Genomic DNA, 18154 nt, shown 5'->3' with positions numbered 1-18154 from the left:
ATAAACATATTTATTCGCATTTTGAAATAATTGTTTTTATGAAAACTGAAAATTTTCAAGAGCAGATTCAGCTTCCAGCCACTTTTCCTCCAGGGTTTCCTGCTCTTTTGTAATCGCGGCCAGGCGCGTGTTAAGGCGGGTTACTTCTGCGGCCTGTCCGTCAGTATAGAGCTCGGGGCTGGCCAGTTTACTTTCGATCGTTGCGTGTTCTTTTGCGAGTTTTGCGAGTTTTGCTTCGATATCTTTAATTGTTTTGCGTATAGGCGCCTGTGCCTGGCGCAGCTCGGCCCGTTCGCGGCGGTCATCCTTGCGGCTGGGCTGTTTCGATGCATTATCCTGCTCTTTACCTGCACGGCTCTGTTCAGCAAGCCATGAGCGGTATTCTGCCATGTCGCCATCGAACTGCGTGACATTACCATCGGCAACGAGCCAGAGCCGGTCAGCAATCAGTTCAGTCAGGTGCGGGTCATGGCTGATAAGTAAGACAGCGCCTTCAAAGGCTGAAAGAGCGCGTACCAGTGCATCGCGGGCATCAAGGTCAAGGTGGTTTGTTGGTTCGTCAAGGATGAGGAGCTGCGGGGCATCGCGCGTGGCCAGTGCCAGGAGCAGGCGGGCTTTTTCACCGCCTGACAGGTCTTTCACCGGTGTTTCAGCGCGTGCCGCATCAAGGCCAAAGCGGGCCAGCTGTGCCCTGACAGCAGGCAGAGGTGCTTTTGGCATAGCACGGCTCATATGGTCGACCGGTGTCTGCTCAGCAATCAGTTCTTCGGTCTGGTGCTGCGCAAAATAGCCAATCTTCATACGTGGGTTGCGTTCAAGCGTACCTGAAAGAGGTTCGAGGCGGCCTGCAATCAGTTTGGCGAAGGTTGACTTACCATTGCCGTTAGAACCCAGCAGCGCGATACGGTCATCCATGTCCAGTCTGAGTGAAAGGTCTTTCAGAATGGCTTTGCCGTTATAACCGGCACACACACGCTGCATGAGCAGCATAGGCGGGGGGAGTTGCTCAGGTTCGGGAAAGTTGAACTGAGCGGGGGCGTCCTCCACAACGCTTTCTATAACAGGCAGCTTTTCAAGAGCTTTAAGGCGCGCCTGTGCCTGACGGGCCTTTGTTGCTTTTGCCCGAAAGCGATCAACAAATGACTGCATATGTGCGCGTTGTGCCGCAATTTTTTCAGCCTGCCGGGCCTGTTGCAGAGCCTGCTCGGTGCGGATTCGTACAAAATTCTGGTAGCCGCCTGGCGTGAGGGATAATTTGCCCTTGTCGAGGTGGGCTATGGCGTCAACGCAGGAATCAAGCAGTCCCTGATCATGGCTTACAATAATTGCAGCCCCGGAGAAGCGGGCTAACCAGCTTTCAAGCCAGAGGGTCGCTTCAAGATCAAGATGGTTGGTTGGCTCATCGAGAATCAGCAGATCGGGTTCGAGAAAGAGTGCTGTTGCAAGGGAGACGCGCATACGCCAGCCGCCCGAAAAATCGGTAATGGGGCGCAGCTGCGCCTCGGCATTAAAGCCCAGGCCTGCCAGGACTGAGGCTGCGCGTGAGGGAGCACTGTCAGCGCCGATAGTAAGAAGGCGTTCATGAATAGCTGCGATTCGGGCAGGGTCAGTCGCTGTTTCTGCCTCTGCGAGCAGAGAGGACCGTTCGACATCCCCCTCCAGCACTGTATCAATCAGCGAGGCGCCGGTGGCCGGTGCTTCCTGCAAAACGCGGGCCATACGTGCCCGTGAGGAGAGGCGGATATCCCCCCCGTCAGGCGCAATGTCACCGGCAATCGCGGCCAGAAGTGTTGATTTACCGGCCCCGTTGCGGCCTATGAGCCCTACTTTGCGTCCTGGTTCGACAGAGAGATCGGCCTGGTCAAGCAGGGTACGCCCTGCAATGCGAAGGGTCAGGTCGGAAATGATAAGAAGGCTCACCGGGATACTCTCGTTAAGGATGCAAATAAGAACAATGAAGCGAAAGACCTACCAGCCTGCCGGAATATGTTCTAGAGGAACACGCTGACAGGCCTCGTATTATACGGGGCTGTATATAACAGGGAGTCATTATATCATGGCAACAGAACGCACTCTGTCCATTATTAAACCAGATGCAACACGTCGTAACCTGACTGGCAACATCAACGCTGTTTTTGAAGAAGCAGGTCTGAAAATCGTTGCTCAGAAACGCGTACAGCTGACACCTGCTCAGGCTGGTGCTTTCTACGCTGTTCACAAAGAGCGTCCTTTCTACAAAGACCTCGTTGACTTCATGATCTCTGGTCCGGTTGTTCTGCAGGTGCTCGAAGGCGAGAACGCAGTTGCAAAAAACCGCGACGTTATGGGCGCAACAGACCCGAAAAAAGCTGAAGCACACACCATTCGTGCACGTTTTGCTGAAAGCATTGAAGCAAACTCAGTACATGGTTCTGACAGCGCAGAAAACGCAGCAAACGAAATTCGTTTCTTCTTTGCTGAAACAGAAATCCTTCCCTGATTTCTGCTGACTGTTACAGGCCGGGGCAGAAAATACTCTGGCCTGTAACATGATAAAATTTTTATAACACTATAATGTGATTACTGATCAGTTACGTGTCCATGGTTTTTAACCGGGTGCGATTATTTTTATATCTGGCAGATTAACCTGTTTTTATATGGGTTTGCATTGCAAAAGTCAGATTCTCCTCCGCGTATAACAAAAAATATATAGGGTGAGCATGAACGACTGCGCAGGTCTGTTCTGATCTGTGGTGGATTGTTTTTATCATTTATCCCGATATCTTAACCCCGGTTCCACAGCATTGCCGGAGCAAAATGTTTTGCTCTGAAAAGATAGTCTTTTGTGCTGTAATGCTGGTATTATAATAAATACCGGCAAATTACCGGGCGGTATTCGTCATGCCGTGTATAGTAATTATTTCACTGAATGATCGCCAGTAGCTCTGCGGTCAGCATGATCTTTGATGACGGGAAAAAATGGTATGAAAGTTCTGGCAGTACACCCGAGTGCACTGATGTATACAAAAGTGTTTCTCAGGCTTGAGCCTCTGGGTCTGGAACTGGTCGCTGCCGCTGCACGTAATGCCGGACATGATGTGCAGCTGATTGATCTTCAGGTTGAAACGCATGACGATTACTGGAAGCTGGTCAGTCATTTTAAACCTGATGTTATTTGTTTTTCGGGTAATTACCTGGCGAATGTGCCCGAGATCATAGATCTGTGCCGTGCGACCCGACTGCGCTTTCCCGGAGTGTTTCAGTTTATAGGCGGACATTCGGTCTCTTTCATCGCTCAGGATATCCTCTCCCTCTCAGAAGGCACGGTAAACTGCATTCTCAAAGGTGAGGGCGATGCAACTGTCGGCCTGCTGCTCAGCGCGATAGAAAAAGGACAGGACCTGCTGACTGTTCCGGGTGTGATTACGCCTGATGGTGAAGGGCCACCACCGGTTTTTGTGGAATCCCTTGATGATATCCGCCCTGCCCGGGACCTGTTAAGGCACCGTAATAAATATTTTATCGGCACGCTCGATCCTGCTGCCTCTATTGAATTTGCCCGTGGCTGCCCGTGGGATTGTACTTTTTGTTCTGCCTGGACATTTTACGGGCGTTCGTACCGCACAGCCAGCCCGCAGACGATTGCTGACGAGCTTGAGGATATTAAAGAGCCGGGTATCTTTATTGTCGATGACGTTGCGTTTGTGCATGAAGAGCATGGCATGGCCATTGCTAATGAAATTAAGAAGCGCGGGATTAAAAAAGAATATTATCTTGAAACGCGGGCTGATGTTCTGCTGCGTAATAAAGAAGTTTTTAAGGTCTGGAGCGAGATCGGTCTTTCCTACATCTTTATTGGTATGGAAGCCGTTGATGAAGAAGGCCTGAAACAGTTTCGTAAGCGTGTCTCACTGGACAAAAATTTCGAGGCTCTGGACTATGCCCGTTCTCTGGGGCTGATCGTGGCTATTAATATTATTGCTGACCCGTCATGGGGCAGAAGTCGTTTTGAGGCTGTGCGTCAGTGGTGTCTCGAAATTCCTGAAATTGTGAATATTTCTGTCACAACGCCTTATCCGGGAACAGAAATCTGGCACAAAGAATCCCGGCGCCTTATTACCCGCGACTATCGCCTGTTTGATATTCAGCATGCTGTATTGCCAACTAAACTGCCTTTGCCCGAGTTTTATGAGGAGCTGGTCAAAACACAGCAGGTGCTTAACACCAAGCATATGGGCTGGCAGGCGCTCAAAGACACAGCAGGTATTGCCGGCCGTCTGCTGATGAAAGGGCAGACCAATTTTGTTAAAATGCTGTGGAAGTTCAATTCCGTCTTTAATCCGAAGCTTCAGCTTGCTGATCATATGCGTAAGCCGCGCTACCTGATGCCTGTTCAGCCAGAGGTGGTTGATAAAGTTGATCGTAAAGATCTTTACGTGCACGGACCAGGGGGCAGAAAGTCCCGTTCGCTGGATGAGAAAACGGAGGAATTTGTTGATCAGACCCGAATGGGAGAAGATGCCTGAGAGAGGTTGTTTGTACAAAAGGGGGCTGCAGCCTCCTTTTTTTGTTCAGGCTATGTGCGGCGGTGTAAAGCGAAGCAGGTCCGAGGTGTAGGTTTCAATCACTGCACTAAAGGGGGCTGCGTCATGTCGTTTCAGGATAGCCTGATGACGAAACAAAAAACGGGGCAGATGTAACTGGCAGTTGTTTCCGTCAGGAATAGTCATGCCAGCCGTTATGTCGGGCAGAGGGTCCCATAAATCCTGCTCTGCCAGTGTCCGGCGCGAAAAACCAAGAGGCGTTGTGACAAGGCCAAATGGAGTTTCGGTTGTTTCTAAGGCTGTATTCATCTCCTTTGTCAGCCTGTCTGGTCTGTACCAGTTTTCTGCATGAGAGAGTGTAAGAGCGCCGCATATCAGGCGCACATGACGATAGCGCAGTGTTTCAGATGCATTTTGGGATGTGAGCTGCAGATGTTCTGCCAGCTCTGGCGGGCAGGGGGGCGCAGGCGTGTCAGAGTTTACGCGCACTGCCCTGATAGCCGGGGCAGAAGCCAGCTTTTGTTGCCGGCACCAGGCGTCAAGTGTCTGTGTTGCACTGTTTTCAAGCAGCAGCTGATTTTTCAGTCGGGACAGGAGAGCTGAAAGCATAAGCCGGTGCAGGCCTGTGTCGCGCCATAGCAGGTCAGGCAAGGGTGTCATGTCGTGCTGTGAAGCTGGCAGATAAAAGGAGTCTTGCATGGTTGCTTTTGTTTATGTTGTAAAAACAGGCATGTTTTCATAGTACTATGATGTTACGTCTTAAGGGAGAGAGTTTTATGACGACAGTCAGTTTTATTGTTGATGGTATTACCTGTGACGGATGCGTGTCGTCTATCCGCCGTGCACTGACAGCTATTGATGGTGTACAGAGCGTTGATGTGAAGCAGGAAAATGGTGAAGTAACTATTGAGTATGACCCGCAGCGCGCTGGTACGTCTTCTTTGCAGAATGCTATTCGTGGTGCAGGCTACGAAGTGAGCTGAGAGGCGCGTGACCTCCTGAATTTTGTCTTTTCAGCCATGTGTTATCCGGGCGGGCCGGGAGTGAATTTTTCTGTTATTCTCTCAGCCCGGGGCGTGACGACACGCTTCTCCGGTTAATGTTCCTGCGCTGCCTGGCAGGCGGGTATGGTGAGTGAAAATGATGTATCCGGTAAAAATCTGGGGACTGGCGTTATCGGCTTTCGTGCTTGCGGGCTGTTCGTCCGAAGTCGGGCGCAGGCCGTTTCTGGATACTGACGTCTCCTGCCTGCGTAAGCAGATGGCGGGGCCAATGTTTCTGAGTTTCCCTCTGGCGGCTAACACCTGCCAGCGTATGAGCAATCATAATTTTGTGCTCAGTGAAAAGGGAGCGCACCCTTTGCCTCTTAACCTCAGGGATGCGCCTGATCTGCAAAAAATGGCCGACGACCACGGCTATAATTATACAAAATAGCCGTGTTTCAGTTTTCCAGCTCTGTATCCCAGTAAAGGTAGTCACGCCAGCTTTCATGAAGATGGTTTGGCGGGAAGGCACGCCCGTTTTCCTGCAACTGCCATGATGTGGGCTGGTCTGGCCGGCGACGGGGATGCATGTTGATTTTTTCTGGCAGGTGCGGCCCTTTTTTCAGATTGCAGACACCGCAGGCTGTCACAACATTTTCCCATGTGGTGCGCCCTCCCTTGCAGCGTGGAATCACGTGGTCAAAGGTCAGGTCGTGTGCGGGAAACTGGTCGTCGCAGTACTGGCATGAAAAATTATCACGCAGAAAAACATTAAAGCGGGTGAATGCCGGCCTGCGCGCTGCGGGGATGTAGTCTTTCAGTGCAATCACACTTGGCAGACGCAGGGAGACCTGAGGGGAGCGTACTTCCTGGTCATACTCATTGAGTACGGAGACCCGGTCGAGAAAGACCGCCTTAACCGTATCCTGCCAGGACCAGAGAGAGAGGGGGAAGTAAGAAAGTGGTCGAAAGTCCGCATTTAGCACTAAAGCCGGGAAATTCAGCAAGCTGCCGTCAGCCACACCGATCCTCCTTTACTCTTACGAGGGAGCGGCTTCGCAGCGGGCGTTATACTCTGACCATTACGTCTGCGGGAAGCACGTCGTCGAGATGAATAAGCCCGCTGACTATTGCAGATTGTATGAAGGGCAGCAAGATAAAGCGCGGGTTCGTCATGAAACGGTAATTTTTACAAGGGTTTTGTAACCTGAGCGGGAGCAGAAACAATGTGGGTTACGCGCTTTGCTCCGAGTCCGACAGGGTTGCTGCATCTGGGGCATGTGGCATCGGCCATGTCGGGGCTGTCTTATGCCCGCCCTGGCGGGCGCTGGCTTATCAGAATGGAGGATATCGACCCTCAGCGTTGCAGGCCTGAATATGCCAGGCAGCTGCTTGAGGACCTCGCATGGCTTGGTCTGTTTTCTGATGCCCCGGTTCTTTATCAGTCTGCCTGCCTGGCCGAGTACAGGCAGACCCTGGATATTCTTGAGCAGATGGGAGTTCTTTACCCCTGTTTTTGCACCCGTTCTGACATTGCGCGCGAGAGTGCCGCTATTTTCTCAGCGCCGCATGCTGCACCTGATGGCAGCCTTCTTTATCCGGGGCGTTGTCGCAGCCTGCCCGCAGCGCGGCGTGAAGAGCTGCTTGCCCGGGGCAGGCCCCATGTGCTGCGTCTGAATATGCAGCGTGCACTCGAATGTGCCGGGGGTGCCGAAAGCCTTTATTACAACACACCAGAGGGACGGCGGGTGCAGTGCCAGCCTGCTTTGTTTGGTGATGTCGTGCTGGCCCGGAGGGATATTCCCGCATCTTATCATCTGTGTGTGACGCATGATGATGCAAAGCAGGGTATTACCCTTGTCACACGCGGGGAGGATCTGCGCCCTGCTACAGACCTGCACTGCCTTTTGCAGAATCTGATGGGCTGGCCCCGCCCGCATTACACATTTCACCCTTTGCTCTGCGGTGCAGATGGCAGGCGGCTGTCAAAACGTGATAACGCCCGGTCGGTACGCGCTATGCGCGAGGCTGGTATGTGCAAAGAGGAAGTTATGCGTGCAGCAGGCTTCTGAGCTGGTGATATCATAAAAATGACAGGAGTTTTCGCTCAACTATAAGAAAAAGAGATGGCAGGATATTTTTCTTCTGTATGATCCCGCCGCCGAAGTTTTTTTGCCCGGCGGAGTCTGAGAAAGACAACAGACAAATTTCGTGTGGACTGGTCGGAAGATGCCAGCCATATCAACTGTGTCAGGAACTGTGGAAACCATGAGTATTGTCGCTGATCGTCTGAACAGAATTAGCCCAAGCCAGACGGTAGTTATTTCCGCTAAGGCCCGTGCTCTTAAAGCATCCGGCCGTGATATTATCAGCCTCTCTGCAGGAGAGCCTGACTTCAGAACTCCTGATAATATTGGTAAGGCTGCTGCCAGAGCCATTGAAAACGGGCAGACTCAATATACCGATGTTGCTGGCACGCCGGAGCTGCGTAAGGCCGTTGCTGAACGCTTTCGCCTGGATAGCGGACTGGATTACACGGCGGATGAGATTCTGGTTTCAACCGGCGGTAAGCAGATTATTTATAATGCGATGATGGCCTCTCTCAATCCGGGTGATGAGACGGTTATTCCTGCTCCATGCTGGGTTTCTTATCCCGATATCGTCACTCTGGCTGAGGGCGTGCCTGTTATTGTGCACTGTAAGCGCGAGAACGGGTTTAAGCTGACAGCTGATGAACTCAGGGCTGCTATTACACCTCGTACAAAATGGCTGTTCCTTAACTCTCCGTGCAATCCGACAGGCGCCAGCTACTCGGCTGAAGAGCTGCGTCCGCTGTGTGATGTGCTGTTAGAGCATCCGCACGTATGGGTTTTCACCGACGATATTTATGCAAAGCTGGTTTATGACGGGTTTAAACCTGCAACTTTTGTTGAGGTCGAACCCCGCCTGCGTTCACGCACCGTGACAATGAACGGGGTTTCAAAAGCCTATGCCATGACCGGCTGGCGGATTGGTTTTTCTGGTGCACCTGTCGAGCTGACAAAAGCGATGAACAAACTGCAGGGGCAGTCAACAGGCAACACCTGTTCTATCGCCCAGGCAGCAGCTGTTGAAGCTCTGCAGGGTCCGCAGGATTTTATTGCGGATATGGTCAAAATTTATGAAGAGCGCCGTAATTTTGTCGTCTCCAGGATTAATCAGTGTAATGGCCTGGAATGTGATATGCCTTCCGGTGCGTTTTACGTGTTCCCATCTGTTGAGAAATGCCTTGGCAAAACATCACGCAGCGGTGTTGTGCTGAAGACTGACGAAGATTTTGTGACAGCTCTGCTTGAAGAAGAAGGTGTAGCGGCTGTGCATGGCTCGGCCTTTATGTATCCTGGCTATATGCGCCTTTCTTATGCAACGGATACAGAAAGCCTGCGTAAAGCCTGTGAGCGCATTGAAAATTTCTGTAACGGTCTGCGTTAAACGATGGCAGGACATTTTTCACGCAGGCTGCAGACACTGCCGCCGCCTGCGACGATAGAAATGGCACGCCGTGCCCGTGCTTTACGGGCAGAAGGGCAGGAGATTATTTCTCTTGCTCTGGGCGAGCCTGATTTTGCAACGCCTCCGGCAGTGGTTGAGGCTGCGCATCAGGCCGCTCTTAACGGCCAGACGAAATATCCGCCGGTTGATGGTACACCAGCTTTGAAGGCGGCTGTCGCCCGTAAGTTCGGCCGTGAAAATAATCTGATTTATCAGCCTTCTGAGATTATGGTCTCAAATGGTGGCAAGCAGGTTATTTTTAATGCTTTTATGGCGACCCTTAATGAGGGGGATGAGGTCGTTGTGCCCGTTCCTTACTGGGTCAGTTACCCTCTTATTGCCAGCATGTTCGGGGCAGTGCCGGTTTATGCCCGGTGTCATGAAGAGGATGGTTTTCGCCTCAAAGCTGCCGAGCTTTCACGTGTAATGACCTCGCGCACGCGCTGGGTTGTGCTGAATTTTCCTAATAATCCGACCGGGGCAGTCTGTTCCCGTCAGGATATGGAAGAAATAGCCGAAGTGCTGCGGCGCTATCCTGATGTCTGGATTTTATCTGATGAGATTTATGAGCATCTCGTTTTTGACGGTATGCAGTCATACTCTATCGCGGCAGTGGCCCCTGATCTGAAAGAGCGGGTTGTTACTCTTAACGGGGTTTCAAAAGCTTATGCTATGACCGGCTGGCGTGTCGGGTTTGCTGGCGGCCCGCAGGCACTAATTGCAGCGATGTCTGCCGTGCAGGGGAATGCAACCTCAGGTGTCTGCGCTATAGCGCAGGCAGCTGCCGCAGCGGCTCTTGATGGTCCGGCTGATCTTGTGCAGCATATGGCAAAAACATATAGCCGGCGCCGCACGATGGTTGTTGAGGCATTAAGACAAATACCAGGTGTGACCTGTGCAATGCCTGAAGGGGCTTTTTATGCCTATCCGGGTATAGCTGGTTGTCTGGGGCGTAAAACTGCAGCTGGAAGGCTGCTTGAGACGGACCGTGACTTTGCGATTGCCTTACTTGAAGAGGCTCATGTTGCAACAGTGCCTGGTTCTGCTTTTGGTCTGGCTCCTTATCTGCGACTTTCCTGTGCGACGAGTGAGGTGATTCTGGAGGATGCCTGCTCACGAATTCGAGAGTTTGTAAAAAATTGTCATTGAAGTACAGGTTTATACAGAAAAGTATTCTGAAGTTAAAAAATCATTAAAAATCTCTATGAAAACTTTTTATGGAGATTTTTTATTTTTTGTTAAAAACAATATTTTTTTATCACAATAAAAGAATATTTATTGTTCAGTATGATGGACAATAATTACTTATAATTTTATTAATTTATTTTATTTTTATAGTTTTTATTGTTTGTCAGTAATATTTACGAAAATCTCTTATATTATATTAAATTTTATTAAATTTAAGTGGGTAGTATTGTATTTCTGTTAAGTAATGTTACGGGAAAAGAAATTAGAAAAGTATTTTATATCAATAAGAAAACAAGAATTATACGATAAGCTGTAACTTATATGAAACTGTAATCTGGAAGGTCTGATGGCACTTCCAGTTAGGACCATAATGGTACTGTCTGCTTGCAGGAGCCAGAAAATCCCCTTATATCATGGGGAAGGAGGCGCAGTTAATCATTTTAATTAAATCATTAACTGTTGCGCTAATTTTTTATTAAAAGCCTTCGTTGATGCGTGCTGGTCAGAGAGTTGATCGTTACTGGACGTATCATCTGAAGAAAGTGGTGCTGCTGAAAAGCTGACTAACATTGTTATTCAGACAGCACAGAGGGATTTGACTCTGATGACTACTTTTTCTGATCTGCAACTTGCAACGCCTATACTGAAGGCTCTGGCTGACGAGGGTTACGATAAACCTACCCCTATTCAGGCGCAGTCTATCCCTTATCTTTTGCAGGGGCGCGATCTTCTCGGGCTCGCTCAGACTGGTACGGGTAAAACAGCAGCCTTTTCGCTGCCTATCCTTGAATATCTTCACAAAAACCCAAAGCAGTCTCAGTCCAGGCAGGCCCGGGTTCTGGTTCTGGCGCCAACGCGTGAGCTGGTTTCTCAGATCAGTGACAGCTTTAAAGCCTATTCACGTTATATGAAATGCTCTCAGGCTGTTGTGTTTGGCGGTGTTGGTCAGGGGCGTCAGGTTGAGGTCATGCGCCGTGGGGTTGATGTGCTGGTCGCAGCTCCTGGTCGTCTGCTTGATCTGATCGGCCAGGGTCATATTGACCTGTCTGCGCTGGAAGTTCTGGTGCTCGACGAAGCTGACCGTATGCTCGATATGGGCTTTGTCCGTGATATCCGTCGTATCATGACGTATCTGCCAGAAAAGAGGCAGACGCTTCTGTTCTCTGCAACAATGCCGCGCAGCATTTCTGATCTTGCAGGTTCATTGCTGAATAACCCTGCTAAAGCAGAGGTTACGCCTCCTTCAAGTACGGTTGATCGTATTCAGCAGGCTGTTATGTTTATCAATGGTGATGATAAGCGCGAGGCTTTGCTTGAGCTGGTCAAGTCACCTAAGGTGGTGCGTGCGGTTGTCTTTACGCTGATGAAGCACGAAGCCAATAAAGTTTCTGAGTTTCTTAATAAATATGGCATCAGCTCAGAAGCAATACACGGTAACAAATCTCAGGGTGCGCGTGAGCGGGCTATGAAGGGTTTCCGTAGTGGTGCAGTGCAGGTGCTGGTTGCAACGGATATTGCAGCGCGCGGTATCGACGTGGATGAAGTCAGCCACGTTTTCAATTATGATCTGCCTAATATTCCTGAAAGTTATGTGCACCGTATCGGCCGTACAGCGCGTGCCGGGCGTGAAGGCTGGGCTCTTTCATTCTGTGATGCAGAGCAGCGTGCCTGGCTGCGTGATATAGAAAAAACAATTGGCAAGCCGGTGCCGGTTGTGCGTGATCATCCGTGGCACTCTGAAGAAGCAGAGGCTTCTACCATGCGTCCTCCTGTCCTTGGTGGGGGTGGTCGTGGCCGGGGTGGTCCGTCACGTAATGGTGGTGGTGCCCGTCGTCCGACGAACTATCGTTCTGATGCAGGGGCATCCGGACAGCGTCGCTACGGTGGCCGCGGGCAGCGTCAGGCTGCTGGTGTCAGCTGATTTTTCTGTGACACCGTGAGTTAAAAATTTGAAAACCACTCCTTGTGAAAGGGGTGGTTTTTTTATGGCATTATAAGCTTTACTGAGACGGGGCAGTGATCAGATGTCAGGGCCTGTTCGTCGGGTTTATAAAGCATGACCTTCAGGCTTCCTGGCGCAATCCAGGATATGGCATCTCCACCGGCTATCAGATGATCAATAAAATATCTTCCTCCTTCGCACGGGGTTGCAAAACCTGATGTTGTCAGCATCAGGGGGCCTGACTGTGAAAGTTTGAGAAATAACGGATCTGCTTTTGTCAGGCGGCGGTTAAAGTCACCCAGAATAAGAAAGGCTTCATGGCTGGCCTGTCGCTGCGCTATCCATTTCTGTAAAATGGAGAATTGTTTGATGAGTGTCGGGCAGCTGTGTTTTTTTTCAGTCATCGGGTAATATGAGCACCCTGCTTTCAGGTGGATAACCAGTAAGCGCAGGGCAGAATGATCGCTTTGTACTGTAATATCCAGCCCGCTTCGCAGCAGGTGCCGGGTGTTTACGCCTGCTGTGCTTAACTCCGTCAGGTCAGGGTGGCGGGTTATGTGAAGATTTTTATTTAAAGCTATACCAGTACGCTGCAGAATATCATCGTGCGTCATAAGAATAGTGTAGCGTAATTCAGAAAAAACCCTGGTTGCGGTATCTTTATTATCGGTTTCCTGAAAAGCGATAATATCTGCGTTGAGATGCTGTGCATAATCTGACAGAGCATAAAAATCATCTGGCGTGCGATGAGGAATGTCGGGCGGGGCAGTCTGAGCCTGGGGAGAGGTCTCATTGATGAGCCAGTCCATGTTCCATGTCGCTATTTTAAGCTGCGTTTCGGCTAAACATGGTCGCGTTATGAGTAGCGGGCTGATTAAGCAAAGGGCCATTGCATGACAGAGGCGGCCACGTGCGGGCATAAAAAATGCCCGCCACAGGTGAGGAGTGGCGGGCATTATTCTCGTCTGCTTCAGCGCAGAGGGCGTTCAGGCCTGTGTCTCGGCTGAGAGTTCAAGCTCTTTAAGGGCCTCGGCTACAGAGGTTGTCCGGCGTGTTTTTTCATCAAGGATGCTGACTTCGCCTGACCCGATATCATAAAACCAGCCCTGAAGAGTCAGGGTGTTACGTGCAAGTTTTGCTGCGACCGCTGGGTGTGTGCGCAGATGTGCCAGCTGAAGCAGGACATTATGCTCTGCCAGTGACCTTACGATTGCAGGACCGGCATCTTCAGCTGTAAAATCGTTCAGAGCCGCAGCTGCAGCTGCTTCAGCATTGCGCAACCATGATTTAACGGTTGGCATTTTTTCCAGGCTGGCCTGGTTTGCTGGCAGCAGTGCTTTCATGGCGCCGCAGTCAGAGTGGCCGCAGATAATGATGGAGTTTACGCCAAGGCCCAGGACGGCATACTCAATGGCAGAGGAGACGCCTCCGAGCATTTCGCCATAAGCAGGAACGATATTGCCAATATTACGCAGAATGAACAGATCGCCTGGTTCTGTCTGAGTAATCAGGTTGGGATGAATACGACTATCTGCGCAGGTGATAAAAAGGGTGCCGGGTGACTGGCCGCTGGCCAGGTCGGAGAACAGAGATTCTTTTGCAGGAAAAACTTCAGAGTTGAAGTGTTCAACGCCACGAAGCAGAGAGATCAGGTTTGATCTGGTCTCAGAACATTTAGGCATACTGTAGACTCCGGCTGTTTAGAGCGGCTGCATTGTTTAAAGGCAGCGTCCGCATTTATGTTTTTCTTATAAACAGACAAATAGAGCGAGTGTGTTCACAAGAGGGTTTGTTTTTATTTTTGGTCAGAAAAGTTTAAATGCTGACAGGAATGTTTATTACAGCAATAAACATTCCTACGCTATGTATAAAATCTGAAAACAGCAATGATCTCAGGCGAGAAGATCGCTTTCATCAGGTTCGCTCATCTGATCTGCGGGATGGCGTATCGGAGCGTTAGAGCGTGGAGCGGCTGCAGTTGGTGATGGCATTTGTGGTGCCTGGGCTTCGGGTGCTCTGCGGCGTGTAAAGCTTGCGCCTAAAGTTGCCAGCTCAAGGAACTGGTCAGCCTGTCGGCGCAGGTCGTCACCGATAAGGGGAGGGGTTGAGCGCATTGAGGAAACAACGGAAACCCGTGTGCCCTGGCGCTGAACGGCCTCAACAACTCTGCGGAAGTCTGAATCTCCGGTAAAGAGAATCGCATGATCAATATGTGGAGCCATCTCCATCATATCGACAGCGATTTCTATTTCCATGTTTCCCTTAACGCGGCGCTTGCCCGTGCTGTCAGTGAATTCGCGCGCAGCTTTGGTGACCAGAAAGTATCCGTTGTATGAGAGCCAGTCGGTGAGAGGCTTCAGGGGAGAATAATCTTCTGTGTCGAGAATAGCTGCATAATAATAGGCACGAACAACGTGTGTTTTTGTAGCAAAAAAATCGAGAAGTTTTTTGTAATCAATATCGAAACCAAGACTTCTGGAGGTTGAATAAAGACTTGATCCGTCAATAAACAGACACGTCTTTTCGTCTTTCTTCAGGTTCATAAGAGAGTATATCCTCATAATTATTAACGAAATGTAAAATTGTTAAAATTAGTTAAAAATTCCCGTGTCAGTTGTTTTATTAATATAAGGGAAGCGGAGATTATCTGACAACCTGCTGCAGGGGAATATAGTTGAAAATAAAACCTGAAAAAAAGCTTGTAACAGCTTTGGTTGCGGTGGGTGCTAATCTGCCTTCAGCTCAGGGGAGTCCGTTATCTGCGTGCCAGGAGGCGGCAGGGGTTCTGAAACAGGTTGCCGGTGTTGAGGATATTCAGGTTTCATCATGGTATGAAAGTGCGCCTGTTCCGCCATCAGGGCAGCCTCCTTATGTCAATGGTGTTATCCGTCTGCTGACATCTCTGGGTTCTTATGAGCTGCTGCATGTTTTGCAGGGAGTGGAGCAGGATTTTGGTCGTCAGCGTTCCGTTGCTAATGCGGCGCGCACGCTCGATCTCGATATCATTGCTTATGGTGATCTGTGTCAGGATGATCCGGTGCTTATTTTACCGCATCCCAGAGCGCATGAGCGTGCTTTTGTTATGATGCCCCTTTGTGATGTTGCGCCTGACTGGGTGCACCCCGTGAGTGGTGTCGGGATAAAAAAGCTGGTTCAGCAGGTTTCTGAGCAGGAAATCAGAAGAATTGTCTGAAAGGGGTCTTTTCTTAGGCTTGCATAATGCGCTAAGAAGGTTCCTCTGTTTTTTAAAGTGCTAGTGTCAGGAGGCTCTTCACAATGGCCCGCGTGACTGTTGAAGACTGCGTAGAAAAAGTTCCAAATCGTTTTGAGCTGGTGTTGTACGCAGCACAGCGTGCCCGCAATATCTCCCGCGGTGAAGAGCTTATTGTTGATCGTGACAATGATAAGAACCCGGTAGTTGCTTTGCGTGAAATCGCTCAGGATGCTGTGCCGCTGCCACAGCTGCGTAACGACCTGATCCGTTCTCAGACGCGTGAGCCTGAGCCTGAGCCTGTTGATGAAGAAGTGCAGGATCTTGTTCCCACTGAGCAGAATATTTTCGGCCTTCAGGAGATTTCTCCTGAGGAAGAGGCGCATGACGACGCCAGTGCTGTTGAGGCAGCTCTGAGCGGGCGCGGGCGCCGGTAAGAGAGCTGAGTGACGCAGGCCGGCAGTGGCAATCAGAATGTCGGGGGCGGTGGAGTTATAGCTGAAGCTCCGCCAGCCGCTCACGGCACGAATGTGTCGGTAAAAGACGCAAAGCCTGTCACCTGCGATAAACTGCTTTCTGTTGTTCGGGGTTATGCCCCTGATGCCGACCTTGAGTCCATCAGGCGGGCCTTTGATGTTGCGCAGAAAGCGCATGAGGGTCAGCTTCGTGATAATGGTGACCCTTATATAACCCATCCTCTCGCTGTTGCGATGATTCTCGCCGGTTTCCGGCTTGATGTGTCCTCAGTAATAACAGCTTTGCTGCATGATACGGTTGAAGATACCGGTGTCACGCAGGAACAGCTTCGGGCAGAGTTTGGTGATACAGTTTCTGAGCTGGTTGACGGTGTAACCAAGCTGACACGGCTTGAGCTGCAGTCGGACCGTACCAAGCAGGCTGAAAATTTTCGTAAACTTGTGCTGGCTATGTCGAAGGATATTCGTGTCCTTCTGGTGAAGCTGGCCGATCGCCTGCATAATATGCGTACGCTGCATTTTGTGGAGCGCGTTGATCGCAGGCAGCGTATCGCCCGTGAAACCCTCGATATTTATGCGCCACTTGCTGAGCGTATCGGTATGGACCGGGTTAAAACCGAGCTTCAGAATCTGTCTTTCGCGCAGATTGAGCCTGAGGTCGATGCAACACTGAGGGCCCGCCTGAATTATCTGCGCGGGCAGGGGGCTGATGTCATTGAGGATGTCAGGCGTGAACTTTTGCGCCTGTGCCACGATGCTGGCCTGAAGAATGTTCATGTCGCGGGACGTGAAAAATCGCCTTACTCGATATGGGATAAGATGCAGCGCCGTAATGTGGCGTTTGAGCAGCTTTCCGACATCATGGCATTCCGCGTGATCGTTGACACGCGTGAAGACTGTTATATGGCGCTGGGGGCAGTGCACGCTGCATATTCGGTCATTGCCGGGCGTTTTAAAGATTATATCTCCACACCTAAGGTCAACGGATATCAGAGTATCCATACAGGTGTGACGCTGCGCTCGCCGCGCAACCAGAAAATCGAAGTGCAGATTCGTACCGCTGCAATGCATGATATTGCTGAAAACGGTGTGGCAGCGCACTGGGCTTATAAAGACGGCAGCGGTGAAAATACAGAAGGCTCTCCTGGTTTCAGGCGGCCGCGCTGGGTGCAGGATCTTCTTGAAATTCTTGAAGCCTCTTCAGCTCCTGATGAGTTCCTGGAAAACACCAAGCTTGAGCTGTACCAGGACCAGGTTTTTTGTTTCTCACCCAAAGGTCAGCTGATCTCTCTGCCGCGGGGCGCAACGCCGGTTGACTTCGCCTATGCTGTACACAGCCAGATTGGCGATAGTTGTGTCGGGGCCAGGGTGAATGGCCGCCTGATGCCACTGCGCTATGAGCTGCAAAATGGCGATCAGGTTGAAATTATGACCGCACGCGGGGGGGCACCATCCCCCTCGTGGGAGCGGTTTGTTGTTACTGGCAAAGCGCGTGCGCGCATTCGTCGTTATGTGGCAGCACAGCAAAGGCAGACATATCTTGATGCCGGGCGTTCTGCTCTGGCTAAGGCTTTCAGGCAGGAAGGTGTTGACGGTTCAGAGAAAATTCTTGAGCCGGTTCTTAAAACTCTTAAACAAAACAGCCTGCATGACCTTTATGTTGCCGTTGGCAACAATAGTATTGGTGCGCGTGATGTTGTTTATGCCACCTATCCTGAGTTAAGGCGTGCAGTACGTGCTCCGCGTATGGTGCCCGGGCTACCTGGTGTTCTGGGGACAGCAGGGCCACGCCTTATGGCGGGAACCAGCGGTAACCAGAAGAAGCGCGCTGATGGTAATATTCCTCTCGTCGGTCTGGGTGCTGGCATAGCAGTACATTTTGCCGCCTGTTGCCATCCTCTCCCGGGTGATCGGATTGTAGGCGTCGTGGCAACCGGGCGTGGTGTGACCGTGCATACCAAAGTATGTCAGACGCTGGAAAATTTTGCGGCAACCCCTGAGCGTTTTCTTGATGTTGACTGGGATTATGACGCCATGGACCGGGGTGGTGCCAGCACCATGCGGGTCGGGCGTATCAGTCTTATAGCTGAAAATGTTTCTTCGGTTCTGGCAACAGTTACGAACACAGTTTCTAAATATGATGCTTCTATCGTCAATCTGAAGATCGTGAACCGTCAGCTTGATTTTATGGAAATTCTGGTTGATGTCGAGGTTCGTGATCTGAGACATCTTTCTTCGGTTATTGGCGGGTTGCGTGCTGCTTCAGGTGTGACACAGGCTGACAGGGCACGTTCATAATC

17 protein-coding genes are annotated in these 18154 nt (G+C 50.7%); 11 read left to right on the top strand and 6 right to left on the bottom strand.

The window, feature by feature from the left end; genetic code table 11:
* Positions 1-36 precede the first annotated feature (36 nt).
* Positions 37-1920: an ABC-F family ATP-binding cassette domain-containing protein gene (locus HK11_RS00590; RefSeq protein ID WP_086553395.1), complete on the bottom strand. Its 1884-nt coding sequence runs from the start codon at positions 1918-1920 to the stop codon at positions 37-39.
* 136 nt (positions 1921-2056) lie between these two features.
* Between HK11_RS00590 and ndk the strand changes: the two genes are divergently transcribed.
* Positions 2057-2479: a nucleoside-diphosphate kinase gene (gene ndk, locus HK11_RS00585; RefSeq protein ID WP_086553394.1), complete on the top strand. Its 423-nt coding sequence runs from the start codon at positions 2057-2059 to the stop codon at positions 2477-2479.
* A 484-nt stretch (positions 2480-2963) separates the two neighbouring features.
* Positions 2964-4505 carry a hopanoid C-3 methylase HpnR gene (gene hpnR / locus HK11_RS00580; protein WP_086553481.1) on the top strand — a complete coding sequence of 514 codons (1542 nt, stop codon included), beginning with the start codon at positions 2964-2966 and terminating at the stop codon, positions 4503-4505.
* Between the two features lie 45 nt (positions 4506-4550).
* Here hpnR and HK11_RS00575 read toward each other — a convergent pair whose 3' ends face one another.
* The gene (locus tag HK11_RS00575; RefSeq protein WP_086553393.1) at positions 4551-5222 is read right to left on the bottom strand and encodes a hypothetical protein; all 672 of its coding nucleotides are present in this window, start codon (positions 5220-5222) and stop codon (positions 4551-4553) included.
* A gap of 77 nt (positions 5223-5299) precedes the next feature.
* On the opposite strand from HK11_RS00575, the gene HK11_RS00570 reads away from it, so the two are divergent.
* The gene (locus HK11_RS00570; protein ID WP_086553480.1) at positions 5300-5506 is read left to right on the top strand and encodes a heavy-metal-associated domain-containing protein; all 207 of its coding nucleotides are present in this window, start codon (positions 5300-5302) and stop codon (positions 5504-5506) included.
* A gap of 157 nt (positions 5507-5663) precedes the next feature.
* Positions 5664-5957 carry a hypothetical protein gene (locus HK11_RS00565; RefSeq protein ID WP_086553479.1) on the top strand — a complete coding sequence of 98 codons (294 nt, stop codon included), beginning with the start codon at positions 5664-5666 and terminating at the stop codon, positions 5955-5957.
* A gap of 7 nt (positions 5958-5964) precedes the next feature.
* Here HK11_RS00565 and HK11_RS00560 read toward each other — a convergent pair whose 3' ends face one another.
* Positions 5965-6528: an HNH endonuclease gene (locus tag HK11_RS00560; RefSeq protein ID WP_086553392.1), complete on the bottom strand. Its 564-nt coding sequence runs from the start codon at positions 6526-6528 to the stop codon at positions 5965-5967.
* 204 nt (positions 6529-6732) lie between these two features.
* Between HK11_RS00560 and gluQRS the strand changes: the two genes are divergently transcribed.
* The 4 genes from gluQRS (at position 6733) to HK11_RS00540 (ending at position 12146) form a co-directional block, all read left to right on the top strand.
* Entirely contained in the window at positions 6733-7578 is an 846-nt protein-coding gene (gene gluQRS, locus HK11_RS00555; protein ID WP_086553391.1) for a tRNA glutamyl-Q(34) synthetase GluQRS, read from the top strand.
* Between the two features lie 157 nt (positions 7579-7735).
* Positions 7736-8977, top strand: coding sequence for a pyridoxal phosphate-dependent aminotransferase (locus HK11_RS00550; protein ID WP_369822898.1), 1242 nt, complete (start codon positions 7736-7738; stop codon positions 8975-8977).
* Between the two features lie 3 nt (positions 8978-8980).
* The gene (locus HK11_RS00545) at positions 8981-10186 is read left to right on the top strand and encodes a pyridoxal phosphate-dependent aminotransferase (protein WP_086553389.1); all 1206 of its coding nucleotides are present in this window, start codon (positions 8981-8983) and stop codon (positions 10184-10186) included.
* 643 nt (positions 10187-10829) lie between these two features.
* On the top strand, positions 10830-12146 hold the full coding sequence (locus HK11_RS00540; RefSeq protein WP_086553388.1) for a DEAD/DEAH box helicase: 1317 nt from the start codon (positions 10830-10832) through the stop codon (positions 12144-12146).
* A 62-nt stretch (positions 12147-12208) separates the two neighbouring features.
* On the opposite strand, the gene HK11_RS00535 is transcribed toward HK11_RS00540, so the two are convergent.
* The 3 genes from HK11_RS00535 to HK11_RS00525 form a co-directional block, all read right to left on the bottom strand.
* Positions 12209-13123: an endonuclease/exonuclease/phosphatase family protein gene (locus HK11_RS00535; RefSeq protein ID WP_233133237.1), complete on the bottom strand. Its 915-nt coding sequence runs from the start codon at positions 13121-13123 to the stop codon at positions 12209-12211.
* Positions 13124-13153: 30 nt separating this feature from the next.
* Positions 13154-13849, bottom strand: coding sequence for a carbonic anhydrase (locus HK11_RS00530; RefSeq protein WP_086553387.1), 696 nt, complete (start codon positions 13847-13849; stop codon positions 13154-13156).
* 210 nt (positions 13850-14059) lie between these two features.
* Positions 14060-14710 (bottom strand): NYN domain-containing protein, encoded by a 651-nt coding sequence (locus tag HK11_RS00525; RefSeq protein WP_086553386.1) that lies wholly within the window; start codon positions 14708-14710, stop codon positions 14060-14062.
* Between the two features lie 131 nt (positions 14711-14841).
* Between HK11_RS00525 and folK the strand changes: the two genes are divergently transcribed.
* The 3 genes from folK to HK11_RS00510 all read left to right on the top strand — a co-directional run bounded on the left by folK (position 14842) and on the right by HK11_RS00510 (position 18152).
* A complete protein-coding gene (gene folK, locus HK11_RS00520; protein ID WP_233133235.1) occupies positions 14842-15360 on the top strand; it encodes a 2-amino-4-hydroxy-6-hydroxymethyldihydropteridine diphosphokinase in 519 nt (172 codons plus the stop codon).
* Between the two features lie 83 nt (positions 15361-15443).
* Positions 15444-15815: a DNA-directed RNA polymerase subunit omega gene (gene rpoZ / locus HK11_RS00515; RefSeq protein ID WP_086553385.1), complete on the top strand. Its 372-nt coding sequence runs from the start codon at positions 15444-15446 to the stop codon at positions 15813-15815.
* Between the two features lie 93 nt (positions 15816-15908).
* Entirely contained in the window at positions 15909-18152 is a 2244-nt protein-coding gene (locus HK11_RS00510) for a bifunctional (p)ppGpp synthetase/guanosine-3',5'-bis(diphosphate) 3'-pyrophosphohydrolase (RefSeq protein WP_233127749.1), read from the top strand.
* Positions 18153-18154 lie beyond the last annotated feature (2 nt).

The organism is Acetobacter sp. DmW_043, from assembly GCF_002153485.1.
Classification (GTDB): domain Bacteria; phylum Pseudomonadota; class Alphaproteobacteria; order Acetobacterales; family Acetobacteraceae; genus Acetobacter; species Acetobacter thailandicus.
Note: the sequence above shows the minus strand (reverse complement) of the source record. Positions and strands in the feature narration are given on the sequence as shown.